Source organism: Prosthecobacter sp. (genome assembly GCF_034366625.1).
Classification (GTDB): domain Bacteria; phylum Verrucomicrobiota; class Verrucomicrobiia; order Verrucomicrobiales; family Verrucomicrobiaceae; genus Prosthecobacter.
Genome location: NZ_JAXMIH010000008.1, coordinates 482457 through 500561, shown reverse-complemented (window position 1 = coordinate 500561; position 18105 = coordinate 482457). Strand labels below are relative to the sequence as shown.

The 18105-nt window shown below is 60.8% G+C and carries 11 protein-coding genes and 1 tRNA gene; 6 read left to right on the top strand and 6 right to left on the bottom strand.

Annotated elements, in window-relative coordinates; all coding sequences use genetic code 11:
* Positions 1-32 precede the first annotated feature (32 nt).
* The 4 genes from U1A53_RS10490 (at position 33) to U1A53_RS10475 (ending at position 6472) form a co-directional block, all read left to right on the top strand.
* On the top strand, positions 33-2459 hold the full coding sequence (locus tag U1A53_RS10490) for a DUF1592 domain-containing protein (protein WP_322280687.1): 2427 nt from the start codon (positions 33-35) through the stop codon (positions 2457-2459).
* 16 nt (positions 2460-2475) lie between these two features.
* A complete protein-coding gene (locus U1A53_RS10485) occupies positions 2476-3837 on the top strand; it encodes a DUF1552 domain-containing protein (protein ID WP_322280686.1) in 1362 nt (453 codons plus the stop codon).
* 450 nt (positions 3838-4287) lie between these two features.
* Complete coding sequence (locus tag U1A53_RS10480) at positions 4288-5490, top strand: hypothetical protein (RefSeq protein WP_322280684.1); 1203 nt, start codon at positions 4288-4290, stop codon at positions 5488-5490.
* Between the two features lie 19 nt (positions 5491-5509).
* A complete protein-coding gene (locus tag U1A53_RS10475; protein WP_322280683.1) occupies positions 5510-6472 on the top strand; it encodes a hypothetical protein in 963 nt (320 codons plus the stop codon).
* A 10-nt stretch (positions 6473-6482) separates the two neighbouring features.
* Here the strand turns inward: U1A53_RS10475 and U1A53_RS10470 are convergent, their stop codons facing one another.
* Together U1A53_RS10470 and U1A53_RS10465 are read right to left on the bottom strand one after the other, a co-directional pair.
* The gene (locus tag U1A53_RS10470) at positions 6483-7205 is read right to left on the bottom strand and encodes an SWIM zinc finger family protein (RefSeq protein WP_322280681.1); all 723 of its coding nucleotides are present in this window, start codon (positions 7203-7205) and stop codon (positions 6483-6485) included.
* Positions 7206-7215: 10 nt separating this feature from the next.
* On the bottom strand, positions 7216-9966 hold the full coding sequence (locus tag U1A53_RS10465; RefSeq protein ID WP_322280680.1) for a DEAD/DEAH box helicase: 2751 nt from the start codon (positions 9964-9966) through the stop codon (positions 7216-7218).
* Positions 9967-10116: 150 nt separating this feature from the next.
* Between U1A53_RS10465 and U1A53_RS10460 the strand changes: the two genes are divergently transcribed.
* Together U1A53_RS10460 and U1A53_RS10455 are read left to right on the top strand one after the other, a co-directional pair.
* Positions 10117-13638, top strand: coding sequence for a DEAD/DEAH box helicase (locus U1A53_RS10460; protein ID WP_322280678.1), 3522 nt, complete (start codon positions 10117-10119; stop codon positions 13636-13638).
* Positions 13639-13702: 64 nt separating this feature from the next.
* Positions 13703-13775: transfer RNA gene (locus tag U1A53_RS10455), tRNA-Ile, on the top strand.
* Positions 13776-14448: 673 nt separating this feature from the next.
* Here the strand turns inward: U1A53_RS10455 and U1A53_RS10450 are convergent.
* From U1A53_RS10450 to U1A53_RS10435, 4 genes are read right to left on the bottom strand one after another with little or no spacing between them, the layout of a single operon-like run.
* Positions 14449-16044 carry a hypothetical protein gene (locus tag U1A53_RS10450; RefSeq protein WP_322280677.1) on the bottom strand — a complete coding sequence of 532 codons (1596 nt, stop codon included), beginning with the start codon at positions 16042-16044 and terminating at the stop codon, positions 14449-14451.
* On the bottom strand, positions 16041-17144 hold the full coding sequence (locus tag U1A53_RS10445; RefSeq protein WP_322280675.1) for a hypothetical protein: 1104 nt from the start codon (positions 17142-17144) through the stop codon (positions 16041-16043). The genes U1A53_RS10450 and U1A53_RS10445 overlap by 4 nt, the downstream gene beginning before the upstream one ends.
* Positions 17137-17502: a hypothetical protein gene (locus tag U1A53_RS10440; protein WP_322280673.1), complete on the bottom strand. Its 366-nt coding sequence runs from the start codon at positions 17500-17502 to the stop codon at positions 17137-17139. Before U1A53_RS10440 ends, U1A53_RS10445 begins: the two co-directional genes overlap by 8 nt.
* Entirely contained in the window at positions 17475-17981 is a 507-nt protein-coding gene (locus tag U1A53_RS10435) for a hypothetical protein (protein WP_322280671.1), read from the bottom strand. Before U1A53_RS10435 ends, U1A53_RS10440 begins: the two co-directional genes overlap by 28 nt.
* Positions 17982-18105 lie beyond the last annotated feature (124 nt).

Here is an 18105-nt window from a genome sequence, read left to right as displayed (position 1 = left end):
TCCGCTGCCTTGGTTCGTAATGAGACCCGCCGATGCTGGACCGCCACCTCTTCACCTGCTTTGTCACCGTTCTCACGCTTGCTCCTCATGGAGCGTGGGCCGCCGCGCTCGACCCGAAGGTGCAGTCCTATTTGGAAACGCACTGTCTCAAATGCCACGACGCGGATGTGCAGAAGGGTGACTTCCGCATTGATAATCTCTCTCCCAAGATCGGATTCGAGGACACACCGCAGTGGCTGGAACTGATGGAGCGCATCAACTCCGGCGAGATGCCGCCGAAGAAGGAGAAAGTGAAGCCTACGGCGGAAGAGAGCGCAAAAACGGTCGAGTGGATTTCCGCGCGGATGAAGGAGGGCGAATCAGCCCGCATGGCGGCGCGTGGGCGCGTGAGCTACAACCGTCTGACGCGAGACGAGTATGTGAACACGGTGTGTGATCTCCTCGGCGTGCAGTATGATGCGAATGATCCCGGCGCCTTCCTCGAAGACCCGGAATGGCATGGCTTTGAGCGCATCGGCTCGGTTTTGACGCTTTCGCCCTCGAACATTGAGAAATACCTCGCCGCCGCCGAGACGGTGCTGAACGAGGCTTACCCGGAAATCCCGGACAAAAAGCCTGCCAAGCCGCCCACTCCGTTCGGTGGCAGCAAGCCCGTTCTCTACGAGGAGCAGATTAGCGAGCACCATCGCGAGCGCCTGCGCGAACTCGGCCTGCTGGACAAAGTGCGCTACGACTGCTGGCCGGGCGACATCTTCCGTTACTCCGCGCTGCGTGATCCGCTGCCCGAAGCCGGTGTTTATGAAATCAGCTACACGCTCAGCGGTTTGAAGCCGAAGAACGGCCGCGCACCGCGATTGAAGGTCTATGAGTCGAAACTCGACCGCGTGCTCTTCGAGCAGGACATCGTCGCGGCGGAGGACAAGCCGGTCACGGTGACCTTCCGCGCGCATTTGCCCAAAGGCAGGCCGAACATCGAGGTCTATAATGACGTGCCCGGTCCTTCAAACCTGCCGCGCTCCGGCCGCCATCAGAGCGGCGTGCCGTTTGTGAGCATCAAAGACGGCCGCCTGCCGTGGCAGATCAAGCTCACCGACGAGCAAGGCAATGCGCGTTATCCTTTCCTCATTCTCGACTCCATCTCGTGGAAGGGGCCGATCATCACGGAAGAAGAACAAAGCGTCCGCGCCGCCTACATGCCCGCCACGGAGGACATGGACGAGATTCGTTCCTGTTTCACCAAGCTCGCGCAGAAGGCCTTCCGCCGGCCGGTGAATCCCGAGGAGATCGACGGCTTCGTCGGCATCGTGAAGTCGGAACTGGCCGCGGGTGAAAAATTCCGCGAGGCGGTGAAGGCCGGCATGGCATCCATTTTGTGCGCGAAGAGTTTCCTCTTTCTCACCGAGGGCGATCCGAATGCCAAGCGCCACATGCTGAACGATTGGGAGCTGGCCTCCCGCCTTTCCTACCTGCTCTGGAGCACGATGCCGGACGCGGCGCTTCTGTCTTTGGCTGAAAACGGCAAGCTGCACGACAAGGCCGAGCTTTCCAAACAGGTCGCCCGCATGCTGGCCGATCCGCGCGCCACGCAATTCACCGATTCCTTCGCCAATCAATGGCTGCGCCTGCGTAAAGTCGGCATGTTCCCGCCGGACAAGAAAATCTACCCTGACTACGACGATCATCTGGAGCAGAGCATGATCCGCGAGACGCAGACCTTCTTCCGCGAAGTGGTGCAGAGCGGCCACACGCTGCGCGATCTGCTCAAATCAGACTGGAGCATGATGAACGCCCGCCTCGCCGACTTTTACGGCCTCACCGATGCCAAGGTGGCAGGCGATGAGTTCGTCAAAGTCTCGCTAACTGCCGAAAGCCATCGCGGCGGTCTGCTCACACAGGCGTCAGTTCTTTCGCTCACCAGCGACGGCACGCGGCATCGCCCGGTGCATCGCGGTGTGTGGGTGATGGAATCCATCTTTGGCAAATCACCGCCACCGCCGCCCGCGAACGTCGATCCCATCGCCACGAATCCCGCCGCGCCGAAGGCCACGCTGCGCCAGAAACTAGAAGCGCACATCCACGATGAAAACTGCGCCGCCTGCCATGCGAAGATCGACCCGCTCGGCCTCGCTTTTGAAAACTACGACGCCATCGGCCGCTGGCGCACCGAAGAAGTCACCGATGGCATCGGCGCGAATCCAAAAGTCAGCGCTGTGGGCAAACTGCCCGACGGGCGCGCCTACCAGACTGCCGACGAATTCAAAAACCTCCTCCTCGCCGATCTCGACCGTTTCAACGTCACCTTCATCGAAAAACTCGCCACCTACGGTCTCCGCCGCAGCATGTCCTTTGACGATCACAGCGAGCTGAAAGCCATCGCCGCGGCCAGCAAGTCGAAAGACTACCGCGTGAGAGACATCGTCGAGGCATTCGTTTGTTCCAACCTGTTCCAGAAGCGCTAACTCCATCCCCACTCCCATGAGCAATCTCAATCTTAACAAGTGGCAGATCAGCCGCCGCCAGATGCTGCGCGGACTTGGCGCATCCATTTCACTGCCGTTGCTCGATGCGATGGGGCTGTCTCCGGCGGCTTCACAGGCCAAGCGCAGCGTGTTTCTTTACATCCCGAACGGGGTGAACACACTGACGTGGCAGATTCAGAAGGCGGGCGCGGATTACGAGTTCACTGCGCCGCTCAAGCCGCTGGAAAAACATCGTGCGGACATCACGCCGATCAGCGGGCTGCATCATCCGATGGTCATCGGCAAGCACCACAACTGCGACAAGGTCTGGCTCACTGGCGCAAACGTGCCGGGCGATGGCGGTGCCTTCCGCAACACCGTCTCCGCCGACCAGCTCATGGCCGAGGTGCAGGGCGTCTCCACGCGCTTTTCCTCCCTCGAACTCGCCATCGAAGGGCACTCGCTCGCGTGGTCAAAGGACGGCATCCAGATTCCTGCGGAGCGGAACACGCAGCAGATTTTCAACATGCTCTTCGGCGTCGAAAAAGACAGCAAGGAGACCATCCGCCGCCGTCTCAGCCGCCGCGGCAGCATCCTTGACCTCGTCGCCGACGACGCGAAGCGTGTGAACCACAAGCTCGGCCGCGAAGACCAGAACAAGCTCGACGAATACCTCACCGCCGTCCGCCAGGTCGAGGAGCGCACCAAACGCGCCGACGAATGGCTGAACATCGCCAAACCGCAGCTCGCGCCCGGCGAGATCTCCAAACTCACGCGCAAGCTCAGCATCGCCGAAGCCGGTGAATACTACCGCCTGTTTTACGACCTCATGGTCATGGCCCTGCGCACCGACAGCACGCGCGTCATCACCTGCATGATCGGCAGCGAATCCCACGCCAGCGGCATCCCCGAGATCGGCATCTCGCAGACCCGCCACGGCCTGAGCCATCACAATGGCGACCCCGAGCAGCTCCGCCGCCTCACCCAAACGGACACCTTCCTCATCGAGCAGTTCAGCTACCTCCTCGATCAACTCAAAGCGCAAAAGGAGGGCGACACCTCCATGCTCGACACCACGCAAGTCCTCTGGGGCAGCGGCATGGCCTACGGCCACAGCCACGGCAACGCCAACCTGCCCACCATCATCGCCGGCGGCAAAGCCCTCGGCTACAAGCACGGCACCCACGTCGATTTCAACCTGCCCAAGATCGCGAAATACGACGTCACCAACGCCCAAGGCCACTACCAGCTCTGCAGCCGCCCCATCGACAGCGACGCCCGCATGAGCAACCTCCTCCTCACCATGCTTCAACGCGCCGATGTGAAAGCAGAGAGCTTCCAGGACAGCGTGGGCGTGGTGAAGCAAATCGTGGGGTGAGGTTAATCTGATGATAGTTCAAAAGTCGCGATGTCTCTATCCACTGAAGAACAAAAGAAGACATGCTCGCTATATGGAGCCGCGTTCGATCCACCTTCACCTGACTCTCGGATGGGAGTCGCGATTAGCTCACTGACGAATAATCCCATCTACGGCGTCCGGCATCTTCCTGAGCAAGGAACAAACGGTTGGTATCTTTGGGCGGGTGAGCGGTCTGATGCTGTAGATTTTTTCAAGCTCTCTGCTTCGAGCATATTAACGATTACTGCTCTGTTGCTATTCCCTTCCTCGCCTTGCCACCGGGGTGGGCATTTATAACAGACGGTTCCTATGTCGATGTTTGGTTTGATCAAGAATACCTCAAAACAGATTAAACACCTTCCATGCAATCGCGTTAGTCACCGATTCCGCCGTCATGGAACCGCACTCCTTGCCTCTCTATTTCTTTCCATGCGCTTCCTCTACGCTCTCTGCTTTCTCACCGCAATCCTCCACGCTGAGGACAAACCCAAGTTCCGCACCGATGCCGATGGCCCGGTGAATCCCAACGAGAAGAAGAACTCGAAAGACCCGAACGCCAAACCTGACTGGTTCCAACTCCTCGAAGGCCAGTTCCCGCCGGAGGGTTCTGCACACGCCGTCTCGGGCGAACTCATTCGTGTCGATCACATTGAGCGGCGGTTTCAGATTCGGGTGGATCGGAATGACAGCCAGGATCGCGGGATGTGGGACCTGCCGCTGCCTAGCGTGATGCTGCCGTATGGCTCGATCTGGTATCACGGCGCTCCGGCGGCGATTCAAGACATCCCGCTCGGCACGCATCTGCACGGGCTGTTTTACCTCAAAGGCCCGAACGACGAAGATCCGCCCATGGAAACGTGGTATCGGCGCAAGACGCCCGAGTTCGACTTCCGCCATTGTTTCCGGCTGGAGGACGAGTTCACGCGCCACGCGCGGCAAAAGCAGCTTTGGAAGATCGAAACCGTCGATCTGACCACGATGAAGCTCACCGCATCGCTGCCGGGCGAACCACCGAAGATTTTCGACCTGCTTAGCAGCACGCGCATTTTCGAGGGGAAAGGTTTCGCCGACATCAAGGCGCTCAAACCGGGCCAGCAGGTGCTGTTCAACCTCACCTGGGTCACGCTCTACGGTCCCGGACGCATCACCGACGTGTGGCTCGATGAAACGGCCCGGGCGCTCGCCACCGCGCAGCAACTCGAACGCCATCGCAATCACGTCCGCGAGCGCGGCCTGCCCGGCTGGGTCACATCGGTCGATGACGAGCAGCAATTCGTCACCATCACCTTCTTCGGCAATGTTGATCCGAAGCTCTTCGATGAAGTCGCGATTAAAGATCCGAACGCTCCGCCGCCGAAAGACGGCAGCCCGCCACCTGTCGAGCCGCAAGGAGGTCTCGCTGTCGCACGCGATTCATTGATGGCCTACGATCCGGTCAACGACCGCAAACGCGGCGGCATCCTCGAAGTGAAAAAGATCCCCGTCGAGCTCGGCTCCAGCGGCGTGCAGATCAAACTGAAGATGGACATGATGCTCGAAGGTTATCGCCCGAAGCGCATCGTCCGCTTCTATCCCCCGACCTGGAAAGTGAATGCTCTCCCGAAGGAAGAGGAGTTTTTCGGCCGGGAATAATCTATCTCCACTCATCGCCATGAAGCTTCTTTTTGCGACTCTCATCATCTTCTCCGCCGTTTGCCCCGCCGCTGACACACCGCCAGCCAAACCCGCGCTCAAAATCACTCCCGGCAAAGTCATCATCCCATTCGACCGCATGCAGCGGCCATGGGGCGAGCTGATCAGCCTCGATCTCGCCACGCGCACCGGCAAATTCCGTCGCGAGAGCAACGACGAGGTCGTCAGCTTCACCGTCATGCCCTACGCCGAGCTGCTGCATCACGCGACGCTGGGCGATTTGCAGGACTTCCGCGTCGGCGAACGAGCGATCTTCCGCCTGCATGAAAACGACAAGGGCGAGTGGGTGTGGCTCACCTACATCCAGGACGAGATGAACATGATGAACGGCCACAAAGAATACTTCTATGTGGACCAAATCGACGCCGCTGCCGGCAAACTCACCTGCACCTGGGCGAACTTCGACCAGAGCTTCTTGCGCGAGAAAAACATCCTCATCGAAACCGATAAGGACACCCGCTACTGGAAAGCCGGCCTGCCTGCCAAGTTCAGCGACGTTAAAATTGGCGACAAACTGCGCACCAAGACCCAAGGCATCGGCAAAGGCAAAACCCGCATGGCCTGGGAGATCTTCCTCGATGACGACAGCCTGCTCAAATTCCAAACCGAGCAGAAGGCCGTTCACGCCAAACGCATTCTCGAAGAAGGCGCACCGGGCTACGTCGATGAATCCAGCGGCACCAAACTCGTCCTCACGCTGTTCAACGAAGGCGAGGAGCAGATCAAACGCCTCAAGCAGGGCACCAGTGTCCGCATCGCGCCCGCTGGCATTGATCGCAAGCCCACCGCCGATCCCATCTCCGGCAAAGTCACTCTGCTCGGCAAAAATGGCCGCCAGACTCAGGTGACGCTCGAACTGGCTGCCAGCAGCGAAAAATTCCAACCCACAGGCATCGTCAGGCTCTGGGTGGCAGACAAGTGAAGGCCTTCATTCATTTTTCCGCAGGCTGCTCCACCGCAGCCAGATTGATGCCAAACAAAGCCGACAGATCAGCTCCAGCCAGATCACCCGCATTGGCGGACAAATCGGTGATCGTGGCGTTGCTCGCATTCGAGAGCAGGTCCGCTTGATCCACCCCGCGCAAGGTAAACAATAGTTCCGGCTTCGTGTCCAACAACACGCCCACGCCATAGAGCACGGCGGACACATGCTTGCACATATCGGCAAAGTCGGGGCATGAGCAGTTGAAGCGAATCTCCTTCGGTTTCGGGAATAAACCGTCCTCTCGATCGGTGAGCATCTTCATCAGGCCATCACCGAGCTTCCCGGCCAGCAGGTCCAGCATCGAGCCCACCTGCCCGGCGGCTTTGCGCACAATCTCCTGCCAGCACTCAGCATCCAGCGGCTGAATGATCACGCTCGTCTCATACAGCTCCGCCCCCGCCACCTCGGCACACACCTTGCCTGGCTCGATCTCCAGATTGTACACCTTGCCCTGACGCAAATAACTCCGCCCACGCGGCAAGCGCGACTCATAAACCTGATACGATTCCAGATTACGGCACCACGCCTGCCCCCAGAACGTCGCGCACAGCTTCTTCGACCCCGACGGCACCGCCAGCGCCTCCAAGCGCTCGCCACGCTTCACCCGCTTCGCGATTTCTTGCTCCAGCCGGTCTTTGCGCTCCTGCGCCTCTTCGTAGTCCCAGGACATGAGCGGCGGTTTACACGATGACCGCGTTCACATCCAGCGAAACGAAGCTGATCAGTTCATCGGCGCTCATATTGGTCAGCAGAGACTCCGCGCTGCCGTCATCGCTGATCAGATCATTCGCCAGACGCATCTTCTCCTCGATCAACGCATCAATGCGCTCCTCAATGGTGCCCTGGCAGACGAATTTGTGGACGAAGACGTTTTTCTTTTGGCCGATGCGGAAGGCGCGGTCGGTGGCCTGGTTTTCGACGGCGGGGTTCCACCAGCGGTCGAAGTGGATGACGTGGCTGGCGGCAGTGAGGTTGAGGCCGGTGCCGCCGGCTTTGACGCTGATGACCATGAAGGGCGGGCCGCCGGGCTGCTGGAAGGACTCGACAAGCTCGGGGCGCTTCTTCACGCTGGTGCCGCCATGCAGGATGAGACCTTCGCGGCCAAACACGGTGGCGAGGAAGCGGGCGAGCGGATCGCAGGTTTCCGCAAACTGCGTGAAGATGAGCGCGCGTTCGCGGCGTTCGGCGAGTTCGCTGCAAATCTCCGCGAGGCGGGTGAATTTGCCGCTGTCCTCAGGGTGCCACGCGCCATCGCCGTTCCAATGGCTGGGGTGATTGCAGATCTGTTTGAACTTGAGCAGGAAGCCGAGCACGAGGCCCTGGCGCTTGATCGGCTCCATGTCTTTGTCGGCGAGCATCTTCGCGAGTTGATCGACGAGCTTGGCGTAAATCGTCGCCTGGCGCTTGGTGAGGCCGCAGAAGGCCTTCGTTTCGATCTTGTCGGGCAGATCGGTGATGATGCTTTTGTCCGTCTTCATCCGGCGCAGAATGTACGGCTTCACGAGCCGCCGCAGCGGTGCGAAACCTTCGCTGCTTTTCGCGCAGCGCTTCACGGCATCGGCAAAGGCACCTGAACCACCGAGCAAGCCTGGATTGAGGAAGTCGAACAGGCTCCAGAGATCGCCGGGGCGGTTTTCGACGGGCGTGCCCGTCAAGGCGATGCGGGTGGTGGCTTGCAGGCGCTTCACGGCCTTCGTGCTGGCGCTGCCGGGATTTTTGATGGCCTGCGCTTCATCGAGAATGACGACGCTCCATGGATGCGACTGCCACGCTTCGGTGCGTTGGAGGAATTGATAGGTCGTGAGCATCGCATCGAAGCCGCGCAAGGCCTCGGTGGTGTGCTTCACCGCGAGATCGAGCTGCTCGCGTGAGGTTTGGGATGGATGCGCGATGAAGAGCTTCAAATCGGGCGCGAACTTCGCGACCTCGGCCTTCCAGTTTCCAACGAGGGAGGCGGGCACCACAAGCAGCGCCGGGTGGGGCGGCTGGTCCTCCAGCCGCCGCGTGAGGCCGGAGGATGCGCGCATGTTCCCCGGCAAACTCGAAGCCCGCTCGGACTCCGACGGCGCTTCGGGGACGAAGCGCCCTACCTTCCTCGCCAGCAGCAGCGCGATCACCTGGATCGTCTTCCCCAAACCCATGTCATCGGCAAGGCAGGCACCGAGACCGAGGCGTGTCATGAATTGCAGCCACGCGAAACCTTTGAGCTGATACGGACGCAGCGTGGCACACAGATTCGGCGGCGGAGCCGCTTCAGATGGATCACGCATCTGATCGAGCAGTTGCGCGAGGTTCTTGCCCGCGACGATGTCGCTCCAGTCATGCACCATCTCGGTGCTTTCCTCTTCCACCGCCAGTTGACGTGGATCGAAGCCCGCGAGGAGCCGCATGCCGTCGAGAAAGCCAATGCCGCCTTCGCCCGTCGCGTTCTGGACTTTTTTCCAATGATCCATGACCTGCTGCAATTGCGCGCCATCGACTTCGATCCATTTGCCGCGCAGTGACACGAGGCCGGTGTCGGCGCTGAGCAGTTTTTCCCATTCAGCTTCGGTCAGCGGCTCGCCTTCGAGGCTGGCGGCCATTTTGAAGCTCAGCAGCGTCCCGGCATGCAACGAGGTTTTCTTCGGCGCGTCAATCGTCACCGACACCGCAGGCCGCGGGCCTTTGCCACTGCGCCACCAGTCTGGCAGCTTCATGACGATGCCGCTTTCCTGAAACACCGCCGTCTCCCGCAACACACGAAAGGCCTCCTGCGGCGACATGGCCATCGGTTGAAACAAGCGCCGCGTCTCCAGCCACTCACGCAACAGCTTCGATTTCTCCGCTGCGATGCGCACGGGCTCCAGCAGCGCATTCAACGCGGTTTGGTCCTTCTGCCCGGTATAGAGCTGCAAGGCACGCGCCAGTGGCAGATGCTGCGGCTGGCCGCTGGCGCTGAGCTTCTCGGTGAAGGTGGCGAGGAAGGCGAAAGGTCGTTGCGTGTCGGTTTTGTTCTCCGCGAGATGAAACGTCACGCGTCCGACGACATGCCAGGCCGGGCATTCCTCTTTCAGCCAAGCCTCCACGCCATTCGTGGCGACTTGGGCGATGTGATTGGCCAAATCGAGCCACCAACGCTCCAGAACTTCCGGCGTCAGGTATTCCGCACCTGCAAATGGCGGGGCTGATGCGATGAAGTCCTCACGCTCTGCAACCGACGGCACCATCGTTGTCAGCGAGTCCTTCGTCTGGCACAGCCGTGTGAAAAACTGCTGCGCAAACTCCCGCAGCCAGCGCCATGGCAGATCCAGCTCCGTCGTGAGTAATTCGGTGCTCAAGAGGCAAAATACCGCGCCTGGCGGTCCTGCTGCGGCGATTTTTCTCTCCACCGCGCTCTGCGCCTCACCCTCAGTGGTGAGGATGCCTTCGGGAGTGAGGACGGGGGCGAGCATGTGGCTTGTTTTGGACGAATTTTGAACGTCCGGCAACCTGCAGACGCCTTTGCCGCCGAAATAATCCCTCAGCGCCTTTGTCAAAGCCCGCAGTCCGTGCTACCGCTCCGGTTCGCCCGCCGCTGACCGGCGCGCGACTCAACCCCGCGCATGACCAGCCTCATTTCCGATCTCCCCGTTCTTCTCCGCCCGTTCGATGAACGCACACGTCAGGAGGCGGAACGCCTCGTGGACGATGATGCCGTGATCGGACTGGAACTGCTGCCCGATGAAATGATGGCGGAAGTGCGCCTTGATGACCGTGCCGCCCAGGTGCGCTGGCTGCGCGGTGAGCACGGCTGGCATGGCGAGACGGACGTGGATGACGACGAGGCCCTGGAAAACCTCGCCCTGTGTGCCACCCTCGTGGCAATCCGCCGCCGCGAGGCACGCGGCACGCTGCCGCAGACTCCGGTGGAGGAGGAGGACTTCGAGCAGAACCTGGCCACCAAGCTCGGCCGCCAGCTCACACCCGACGAGGAGAACTACCTCAGCAAGCTGGAGAAACGCTACGAGCGCGTGCGGCTGACGGGGAAAATTTTCGATCAGGATCTCGTGCGTCTGCATCCGAAATGGGCAATTCAGAGCCTCGAACCTGCCGCCCTCTGGCCGGAAGCGCCTAAAAACCTAAACGAGTTCTGGAACTACATCGCGCTCGCCCTGGCGGACAAAGGTCTCGCTCCGCCCGTCTTCCTGCGCGGCATGGCCGACATCGACGGCACGCGCGAAGCGCTGCGCGAATGGCGTCACGCCAGCACCGTGCCGACCTGGCGCAAGCGCATCCGCGACTTCATCGACGCCCGGCATGAGGCTGACCGTTCCAAGCCCCAGCCGTCACGCGACTGCGATTTCCGCCTGCTCGTCACCGTGAATGATGTGCGCCTGCAAATCCGCCTTGGAGGAGAAACGCCCTCGCCATTCACGAATGTGGATGCAGCACTGCTCGACACACTGCGCCATGAGCATCGTGACGGACGCATCGTCACCTCAGGACCAGCGGAACTGCTGCTCGTCTCCTGCTTTGCGCAGAGCGAAGAGGACTGGAACGACACGTTCCGCCTGGAATCGAAACATCACGCCCAATGGCTTGCCACGCTGTTTCAGCAGCCGGCACTGAACGACCGCCTCGTCACCTTGGATGAAGCGCCGTTTCAACAGGTGGCGGAACCGCTGCGCTGGGCCTCGAAGCTCGGCAAGGACGGCCTCACGCTCGCTTTACAGCTCGAAACGGCGGATGGCACTCCCGCTCCGCTACCACTGCGCATTTTGCGCGGTGTGAAGACCTGGTATCTGAGCTCGGACACGCTGTTTCACGGTCCCGTCTGGCTCCACGATGAATCGCGCATCGACGCCGGCATCACGCTGCCGCTGGAGGCGCTCGCCACTCCGGAAGGCATCGCCTTCATGCGCGAGATCGTGATCGCGGTGCCGGATTCGATCCAAGGCCGTGTGCAGCATGAGGATCTGCGCGTCAAAATCACCGCCGCCTGCATTGCGAAGGTGCCGCACTCCAGCGGAGCTGAATTTGTCACCTTCAAGGCCGAGGCGGTCGATGGTGAAGGCCGCGTACGCGAGACCCTGCGCATCTCCGGCTGGCAGCCGGTGGATGAAAAAAAAACGACTGACACCAGCGATGCCATCATCTGCCGCGACCGCCGAGCGCTGCGTGACACCGAGGCACTGATGAACCAGCTCCGCCGCACCTGGGATGGTGAAAGCGACGGCTGGCGTGTGCGCATGGCGAAGGATTTTCCCGAGGTTTTTCATCAATGGGCCGCACAATTGCCAGGCAACGTCAGCCTGAACGCCGACGAACAGCTTCAGACCATTCTCGCCGATCCGCTCATCGCCCGCGTGCGGCTGGAGGCCACGCAGGCTGGCAGCATCGACTGGCTGGACCTGAAACTCGTGTTCGACATCGAAGGCGCGGATTTGAAGCCCGCCGACATCCGCCGTCTCATCGCCGCGAAGGGCGATTTCGTGCGCCTCGCCGATGGTTCCTGGCGTCGCGTGAAGCTCGAGCTCAGCGAGGAGCAGCAGCAGTTGCTCGACCGCCTCGGCATCGACCTCGACGAGCACAGCGACGAAACACACCGCCTGCACTGGCGTCAGCTCGCGCAGGAAAATGCGGCTGAAATCGTCAATCCGAAAGCCTGGGGCAAAATCGTCGAACGCATGGAAGAGGCAAAGCTCGATATGCGCCCCCCGGTGCCCGAAGAGTTGCAGGTCACGCTACGGCCCTATCAGGTCGAGGGTTACCACTTCCTGACCTACCTCACCACGAACCGTTTCGGCGGCATCCTGGCCGACGACATGGGCCTGGGCAAGACCTTGCAGAGCATCGCGTGGGTGCTGTGGCTGCGCTCACGCAAAAAACCCGACAGTCCGCATCTGCCCGTGCTCGTCGTGTGCCCGAAGTCCGTGCTGGACGTCTGGGCGCTGGAGTTCAAAAAAGGCTCCCCTGACCTGCGCGTGCTCGTGCTGCATGACCGCGACATGTTCGATCTCAACCTGGTGCAGACGCAGATTGACGTGCTGGTGATCAACTACGCACAGATGCGCAACGCCATCGAGGAACTCGGTGCCATCCGCTGGCTCGCGGCGATTCTCGATGAAGGCCAGCAGATTAAAAATCCCGACTCCAAGGCCGCGAAGGCCGCACGCCTGCTCCGTGCCGACAACCGCCTCGTTTTGACCGGCACACCGCTGGAAAACCGTCTGCTCGACCTGTGGAGCCTCATGACCTTCGCCACGCCCGGTGCGCTGGGCGAACGCGGCTACTTCCACCGCCATTTCGACCGCCGCAAAGACCCTCGAGCCTCCGAGCGCCTCGCCGCGCGCCTGCGGCCGTTCCTGCTGCGCCGCACGAAGGGCCAGGTGGCCCGCGACCTGCCCTCACGCAGCGAGGAAAACATGCTCTGCGAAATGAGCGGTCGTCAGGCTGAGCTCTACAAAGAGGAACTCGCCCGCGCCCAACACCTCGTGCTCAGCAGTTCAGGCTTCGACATGGTGAACCGCCGCCGCTTTGCCATCCTTCAAGCACTGACGCGCCTGCGGCAGATCTGCTGCCATCCCGGCCTCATCGACAAAACCGCCGAAAACGAGGAAAGCGCGAAGCTCACCGCCACGCTCGAACTCATCCAGGAACTCAACGCTGAAGGTCACAAGGTGCTGCTCTTCAGCCAGTTCGTTTCGATGCTCAAAATCATCCGCACGAAGCTCGATGAGATGAAGCTGCCCTACCACTGGCTCACCGGTGCCAGTGTGGATCGTGCCGGCATTGTCCGCGGCTTCCAAGAGGATGAAAACGCCAGCGTGTTCCTGCTTTCCCTCAAAGCCGGCGGCAGCGGCCTCAATCTCACCGCCGCCTCGTATGTCATCCTCTACGATCCATGGTGGAACCCCGCCGTCGAGAACCAGGCCATCGACCGCGCCCACCGCATCGGCCAGACCCAGCCCGTCATGGCCTACCGCATGCTCACCCGTAGCACCATCGAGGAGAAGATCATGACCCTGCAGCACAAAAAGAACCTCATGGTCAACAACGTCCTAGGCGAAGGCGGCTTCACCCAACTCCTGCAGAAGGAGGACTTCGACTTCCTCTTCGACATCGAGGCGGAGCGGGGCGCGTGAAGTGGCAAGATCACCAGTTGCCGCTCTTCATGCTGCGTGCATACTCCGCGCACTCCGTGCGCACGCTCCTGTAGCTCAACGGTTAGAGCAGGGGACTCATAATCCCTTGGTTGCGGGTTCGAGTCCCACCGGGAGCACTCATTGCAATTCAATGAGTTACGCACAGTTCAGCACGCACATAAAAAAGTGTGCTTGGACACTTCTTGGACACTTTTTCACCGCAGCCCGGCTTTCCTGCCACTGCGGGGCGCTGCGCAGATCGGGCCGGAACGCCACGCCAGAAACGACATTGCCACGCGCCAGCCCGCCTAGAATCAAGGATTGTGGCATTGTGGCGAATCAACCCCTTGGTTCCCCGCCCACGCCGCTGTTACAGCCTGCCTGAACGGGTTCCCCTTCAATAGTTCTCAGATAGCCATCCTCATCACCACTTTGCCACAAACCAAGCAAATACAAGGCTTCCAGAGTGGCAATGCGTGGCGAAGCTGGCAAAGCCAGCGGTGCAAGCGAGTGTCACAAAGGGAAGTTTTGCCCGGCTTCGATCTCACGAAGGGACGGAACTTTCCCGGCAGTGTCTCAAAGGGCAAAAGTGGGGACGTTTGCGGGGCAAAAGTGCCAAAAGTTTTTTTTGGGGGTCTCGTGAAAAACGGGTGAGGGACGATATACCCGCATGGGCATGGGCCAGAGGGTAAAAGATTCCTTACCGGGGGAGGGGTGGGGTAGCCTGCCAGCCGTGGCGTGCCTGCCTGCTGTGATGCGCCATTCTTTATTCATCAGGGGCGCGGGGAGACGCCACGACACGCGCACAGCTCAAGCCTCGATTGCAAACACCGTCACAGAGTAGCGAGAGCACTTGCTGCTATCCGGTGCCTTCTTGAACTCACAGCGGCGGCTGTGCTCATCCGTGAATTGCCAGCCGCGAAGATGCTTCCGCTTCACATAATGACCAAAGGCACGGTTCGCGTCCTTCGCTTCTGGCAGCATGTCATCAAGCAGATCGTTCTCTCGTGCCACGTCGATACACTCGCTCACTTCAAAGGTTTTCGTCTGGCCTGATTCCACGTCTGCCGCCAGCTTCACGAAGAACGAACGCCATGCCTCGCCTTGATCGTCCATCCCCATCAGCGGCTTGGCGAAGGGATTGCCAAAGTGGCTGCATAGCAGGATGCCGCCGATGATCGCTTCCCACTCAGGGCAGCGCGTTTGCGTGGCAGGCAGGCGGGCGCACTCGTTCAGCTCACTCCACCAGTTCACGAGTGACCACAGGGCCGCGAGGAACTGCTTGCGTGACTCGGGCGCGTTCAGCTTCTTCAACGTCATGGGCCGCTTGTATTTGCGGCCAAGAGCTTCCATCGAAAGGTAAAGATCAACGCACAGCAGGCGGCTTTCCAAGTCACCGATGGCCCGCGCTCCATTGCCGGTCATCACCACAACGCGCCGGTTCTCCGCGCTGCCGCTCTTGTTCCCGCCAAGCACTCGATAGCTGTAACGTGGCAGCGTGATGAACCGCGCCAGATGGCCGGAGAACAGTTTCCCATCCACGTTATCAAGGAACAAGTAGCGCCCGCCCTCATGCGCGGCGGTGTCCAGCACCTTCTCAAAGGCTTCCTCGTTTCGCTTGTAGCCTTTGCCGTCCACCATTCCGAATACGGGAGCGAGCGCACATTGCGCCAGCGTGCTCTTGCCAATGCCGCGCTGATTGCCGGTGTAAAAGAAGCCCATGCGCTCCATCTCAGGCGGGAACATCTCCAGACAGTAGCCAGTCAGCATGCAGGCCAGATGCGCGCAAAAGCTCCGCTTCAAACTCAGCTCGCCTTCTTCCGCCCATGCGCATTCATCGTGCATTTGCAGGAGCCACGAACGCGCCGCGCCGCCATCCATGCCGGTATCGTAAGGCAGCAGATCAACGGTCAAGATGCCGCTCCGCTCGTGATAGCCAGGCGGCAGCAGTTCCACCTTGGTTTGCTCATCATTCGCCCACACTGGCAGACGCACCTTGTTTACCCCGTTCAGCTTCCGCAGTTGCTTGTGAAAGACACGATTGGCGAGGATGCCTTGCGCCGTGTCCCGGCTCATGCTCATGGCCTTGAACTCGCCATCATTCGGTTTTCCGACAACGGCGTATTCTTCCAGCCATGAGCGAAACGTCACCGCGTCCATTTCCTCGATCTCGCCCGTGGCTTCATCCACCAGCACCAGCCGCCCGTTCATCAGGAACAACGGCTTGTCATGCAGCAGGCCGCCAATGTGCCGCGCCAGCTCTGACAGCGGCAAGGTGATGTCCACTTTCGGCGCGGTGCGGTCATCACTGGCAGGCACGCCCGCCACTTCATGAATCACGCGCATTCTGTCCGATGGTGGCAGTTCCGGCTTTTTCTTGGCGGGCTTTTTGGGAGGTGCGTTCACTTGATGAAATCGAGTATGGCCGCGTCAATCGGCGGGCGCGGGTTGAGGTAGATGAGGCGTTGCAGCGCAGGCCGCTCGTAGCGTTGCAGACTGCCATCCTTGGCGCGTTTGCCGTGTCGCAGACAGCCAGGGAGGCGGGAGAGGCGAACGGCGCTCATGGCCGCGCCATCAGCTCCCAGTGAGCACAGCAGCGGCAGCAGTTCATCCCGCCGCGCATCCCATTCCAGCTTTCCGCCTGCATCCAATCTCACGAGCGCATGCAGCGAACGCCCGCCGCTTGTGTAGATGGCCGCGATGGGCAGCGGCAACACGAGCAAGGCGCGAAGCCACAGCGCATCCGGTGCGGAGTCTGATTCAAGCAGCAGGTAGCGCCAGCTCGCCACGCACTCGCCATGCCTCCGGCCCCATCGTGGCAAACCGTTCGCCGTGTGAACGTGTGCATTGATGCGCCACTCTCCGCACACGGGATTCGTGAGGAACCAAACGCCCTCCGCAGCTCCATCCGGCAAGGCAGACGCCACCGGCTCAACGCCACGCTCACGCGCCAGACGCAAGCCACCAGCCCCCGCATGCCAAACGAAATCCCCCTGCGATAGCTGCGAGGTGAACACCAGCACACGTTCACCGGCATCATACAGCGCATCCATGAAGGTTCCCGCCGTGGCAATGCCCTGCTCATGCGCAGGCGGCACGGGAACGGGTGAACGCTCCGCCAGCCAGTCACACGACACCGCCCGCCCGCACAGAGACGCCACGCGCTGCAATGCCGCCGGATCATACGGCGGGCGCTTTGGCCCGCGTGGCGGCACTGGCAGCGGTGCCACGGCTCCCAAAGGTGAAGGATGCGGACAGCCGTTCCCCCCGCTCTCTGCCGCGCCAATGCGCCGCCGCAAATCAGCATTGAAGGCGTCCACCTCCGCAGCGCAGGAATCATGCACGCACTTGCCCGACGGTGCGCCATCAAGCCAGACTTTGAAATCACGGCGGCCATCTCGATTCGAGTGCTTCGCCTTGCCGGGACACGGCGCGTAACCGTCCGCATCCAGCGCACCGCCAAGCAGGCTCTCCGCGATGCGCTGCCGCAAGGCCAGATCAATCATGCCCGGCATCCTCCCCGAAAAGCACACGGTCAAAGGCGGCAAAATCGGCCGCATTTCCACCCATCACCCGCGCCAGTTCTTCTTCGGAGCCAGGCAGCGCATCCAGACGCCGCGCTTTCCTCCGCAGGATAGCAGCAAACGCCTTCATCCATGCTGGCGAGGGAAAGACGCACATCAGCGGCAGCAAGCGCAGAAAGCCTGTTCCGTGCTCTTTGAGGGCAGGCTCATCAAAGCGCCCCACCGCTGTCTCCAGATGCTCCGCCAGCTCCAGACAGGCAGACGCCAGCGCGTCTTTGTCCTGCATGATCTCCGCGATGGAAACGCCCGCGCTCATGGCCGCGCCTCCCCCGGTTTCCATGCCTCGATTGCCAGCCAGTCCACCGAATCAGGAGCCTGCCAGCCACAGTCAAAGAGCACGTTGGCTTTGGAATCATCTTCCATCCGCAGCAGTTCCGCTTTCACCAACTCAGGGCAGACGATGGCAAGGGCGCGAGGATACAGCAGTCTGAAATCATTGTTCCCCTCGCACTCAGGAAAATGGAACTTGGCCGCGTTCGTGATGATGTCCCCACCAATGGGCCGCTTGTCTTTTTGCTGAATCTTCCAGCGCATCAGGGACACCATCAGCACCAGCTTTTGCCAGTTGTTCGGGCGTGCATCGCAAAAGAACTCAATCAGCAGGCCGCGTGCGTCGTCATCACTCACAGCCTCGCAGGCTTTGATTTCCTTGCTTCCGTCGCCGGCGAAATTCAAACGCGCCCGCTCAAGCGAGGAAAGAGCGCGGCCCTCATCACGCGGCAGATTCAAAGGCAGTTCACCATCAGGATTCGTGTTCATGATGCGGCATCCGGTTAAACAAGTGCCTCCGCCTCAAGCCTCTCGATTTCCTCGATTGGAATCCTCACGAGCGTTGGCGAATACACGCGCACTTTGAAACGTCCATCAGCTCGCCAGCGTCGCA

Bases quoted from the DNA above. Each gene is read 5' to 3' on its own strand.
- U1A53_RS10435 (WP_322280671.1), bottom strand. From the start codon at position 17,981: ATGAACACGAATCCTGATGGTGAACTGCCTTTGAATCTGCCGCGTGAT.
- U1A53_RS10440 (WP_322280673.1), bottom strand. From the start codon at position 17,502: ATGGAAACCGGGGGAGGCGCGGCCATGAGCGCGGGCGTTTCCATCGCG.
- U1A53_RS10460 (WP_322280678.1), top strand. From the start codon at position 10,117: ATGACCAGCCTCATTTCCGATCTCCCCGTTCTTCTCCGCCCGTTCGAT.
- U1A53_RS10490 (WP_322280687.1), top strand. From the start codon at position 33: ATGCTGGACCGCCACCTCTTCACCTGCTTTGTCACCGTTCTCACGCTT.
- U1A53_RS10465 (WP_322280680.1), bottom strand. From the start codon at position 9,966: ATGCTCGCCCCCGTCCTCACTCCCGAAGGCATCCTCACCACTGAGGGT.
- U1A53_RS10480 (WP_322280684.1), top strand. From the start codon at position 4,288: ATGCGCTTCCTCTACGCTCTCTGCTTTCTCACCGCAATCCTCCACGCT.
- U1A53_RS10485 (WP_322280686.1), top strand. From the start codon at position 2,476: ATGAGCAATCTCAATCTTAACAAGTGGCAGATCAGCCGCCGCCAGATG.
- U1A53_RS10445 (WP_322280675.1), bottom strand. From the start codon at position 17,144: ATGATTGATCTGGCCTTGCGGCAGCGCATCGCGGAGAGCCTGCTTGGC.
- U1A53_RS10475 (WP_322280683.1), top strand. From the start codon at position 5,510: ATGAAGCTTCTTTTTGCGACTCTCATCATCTTCTCCGCCGTTTGCCCC.
- U1A53_RS10470 (WP_322280681.1), bottom strand. From the start codon at position 7,205: ATGTCCTGGGACTACGAAGAGGCGCAGGAGCGCAAAGACCGGCTGGAG.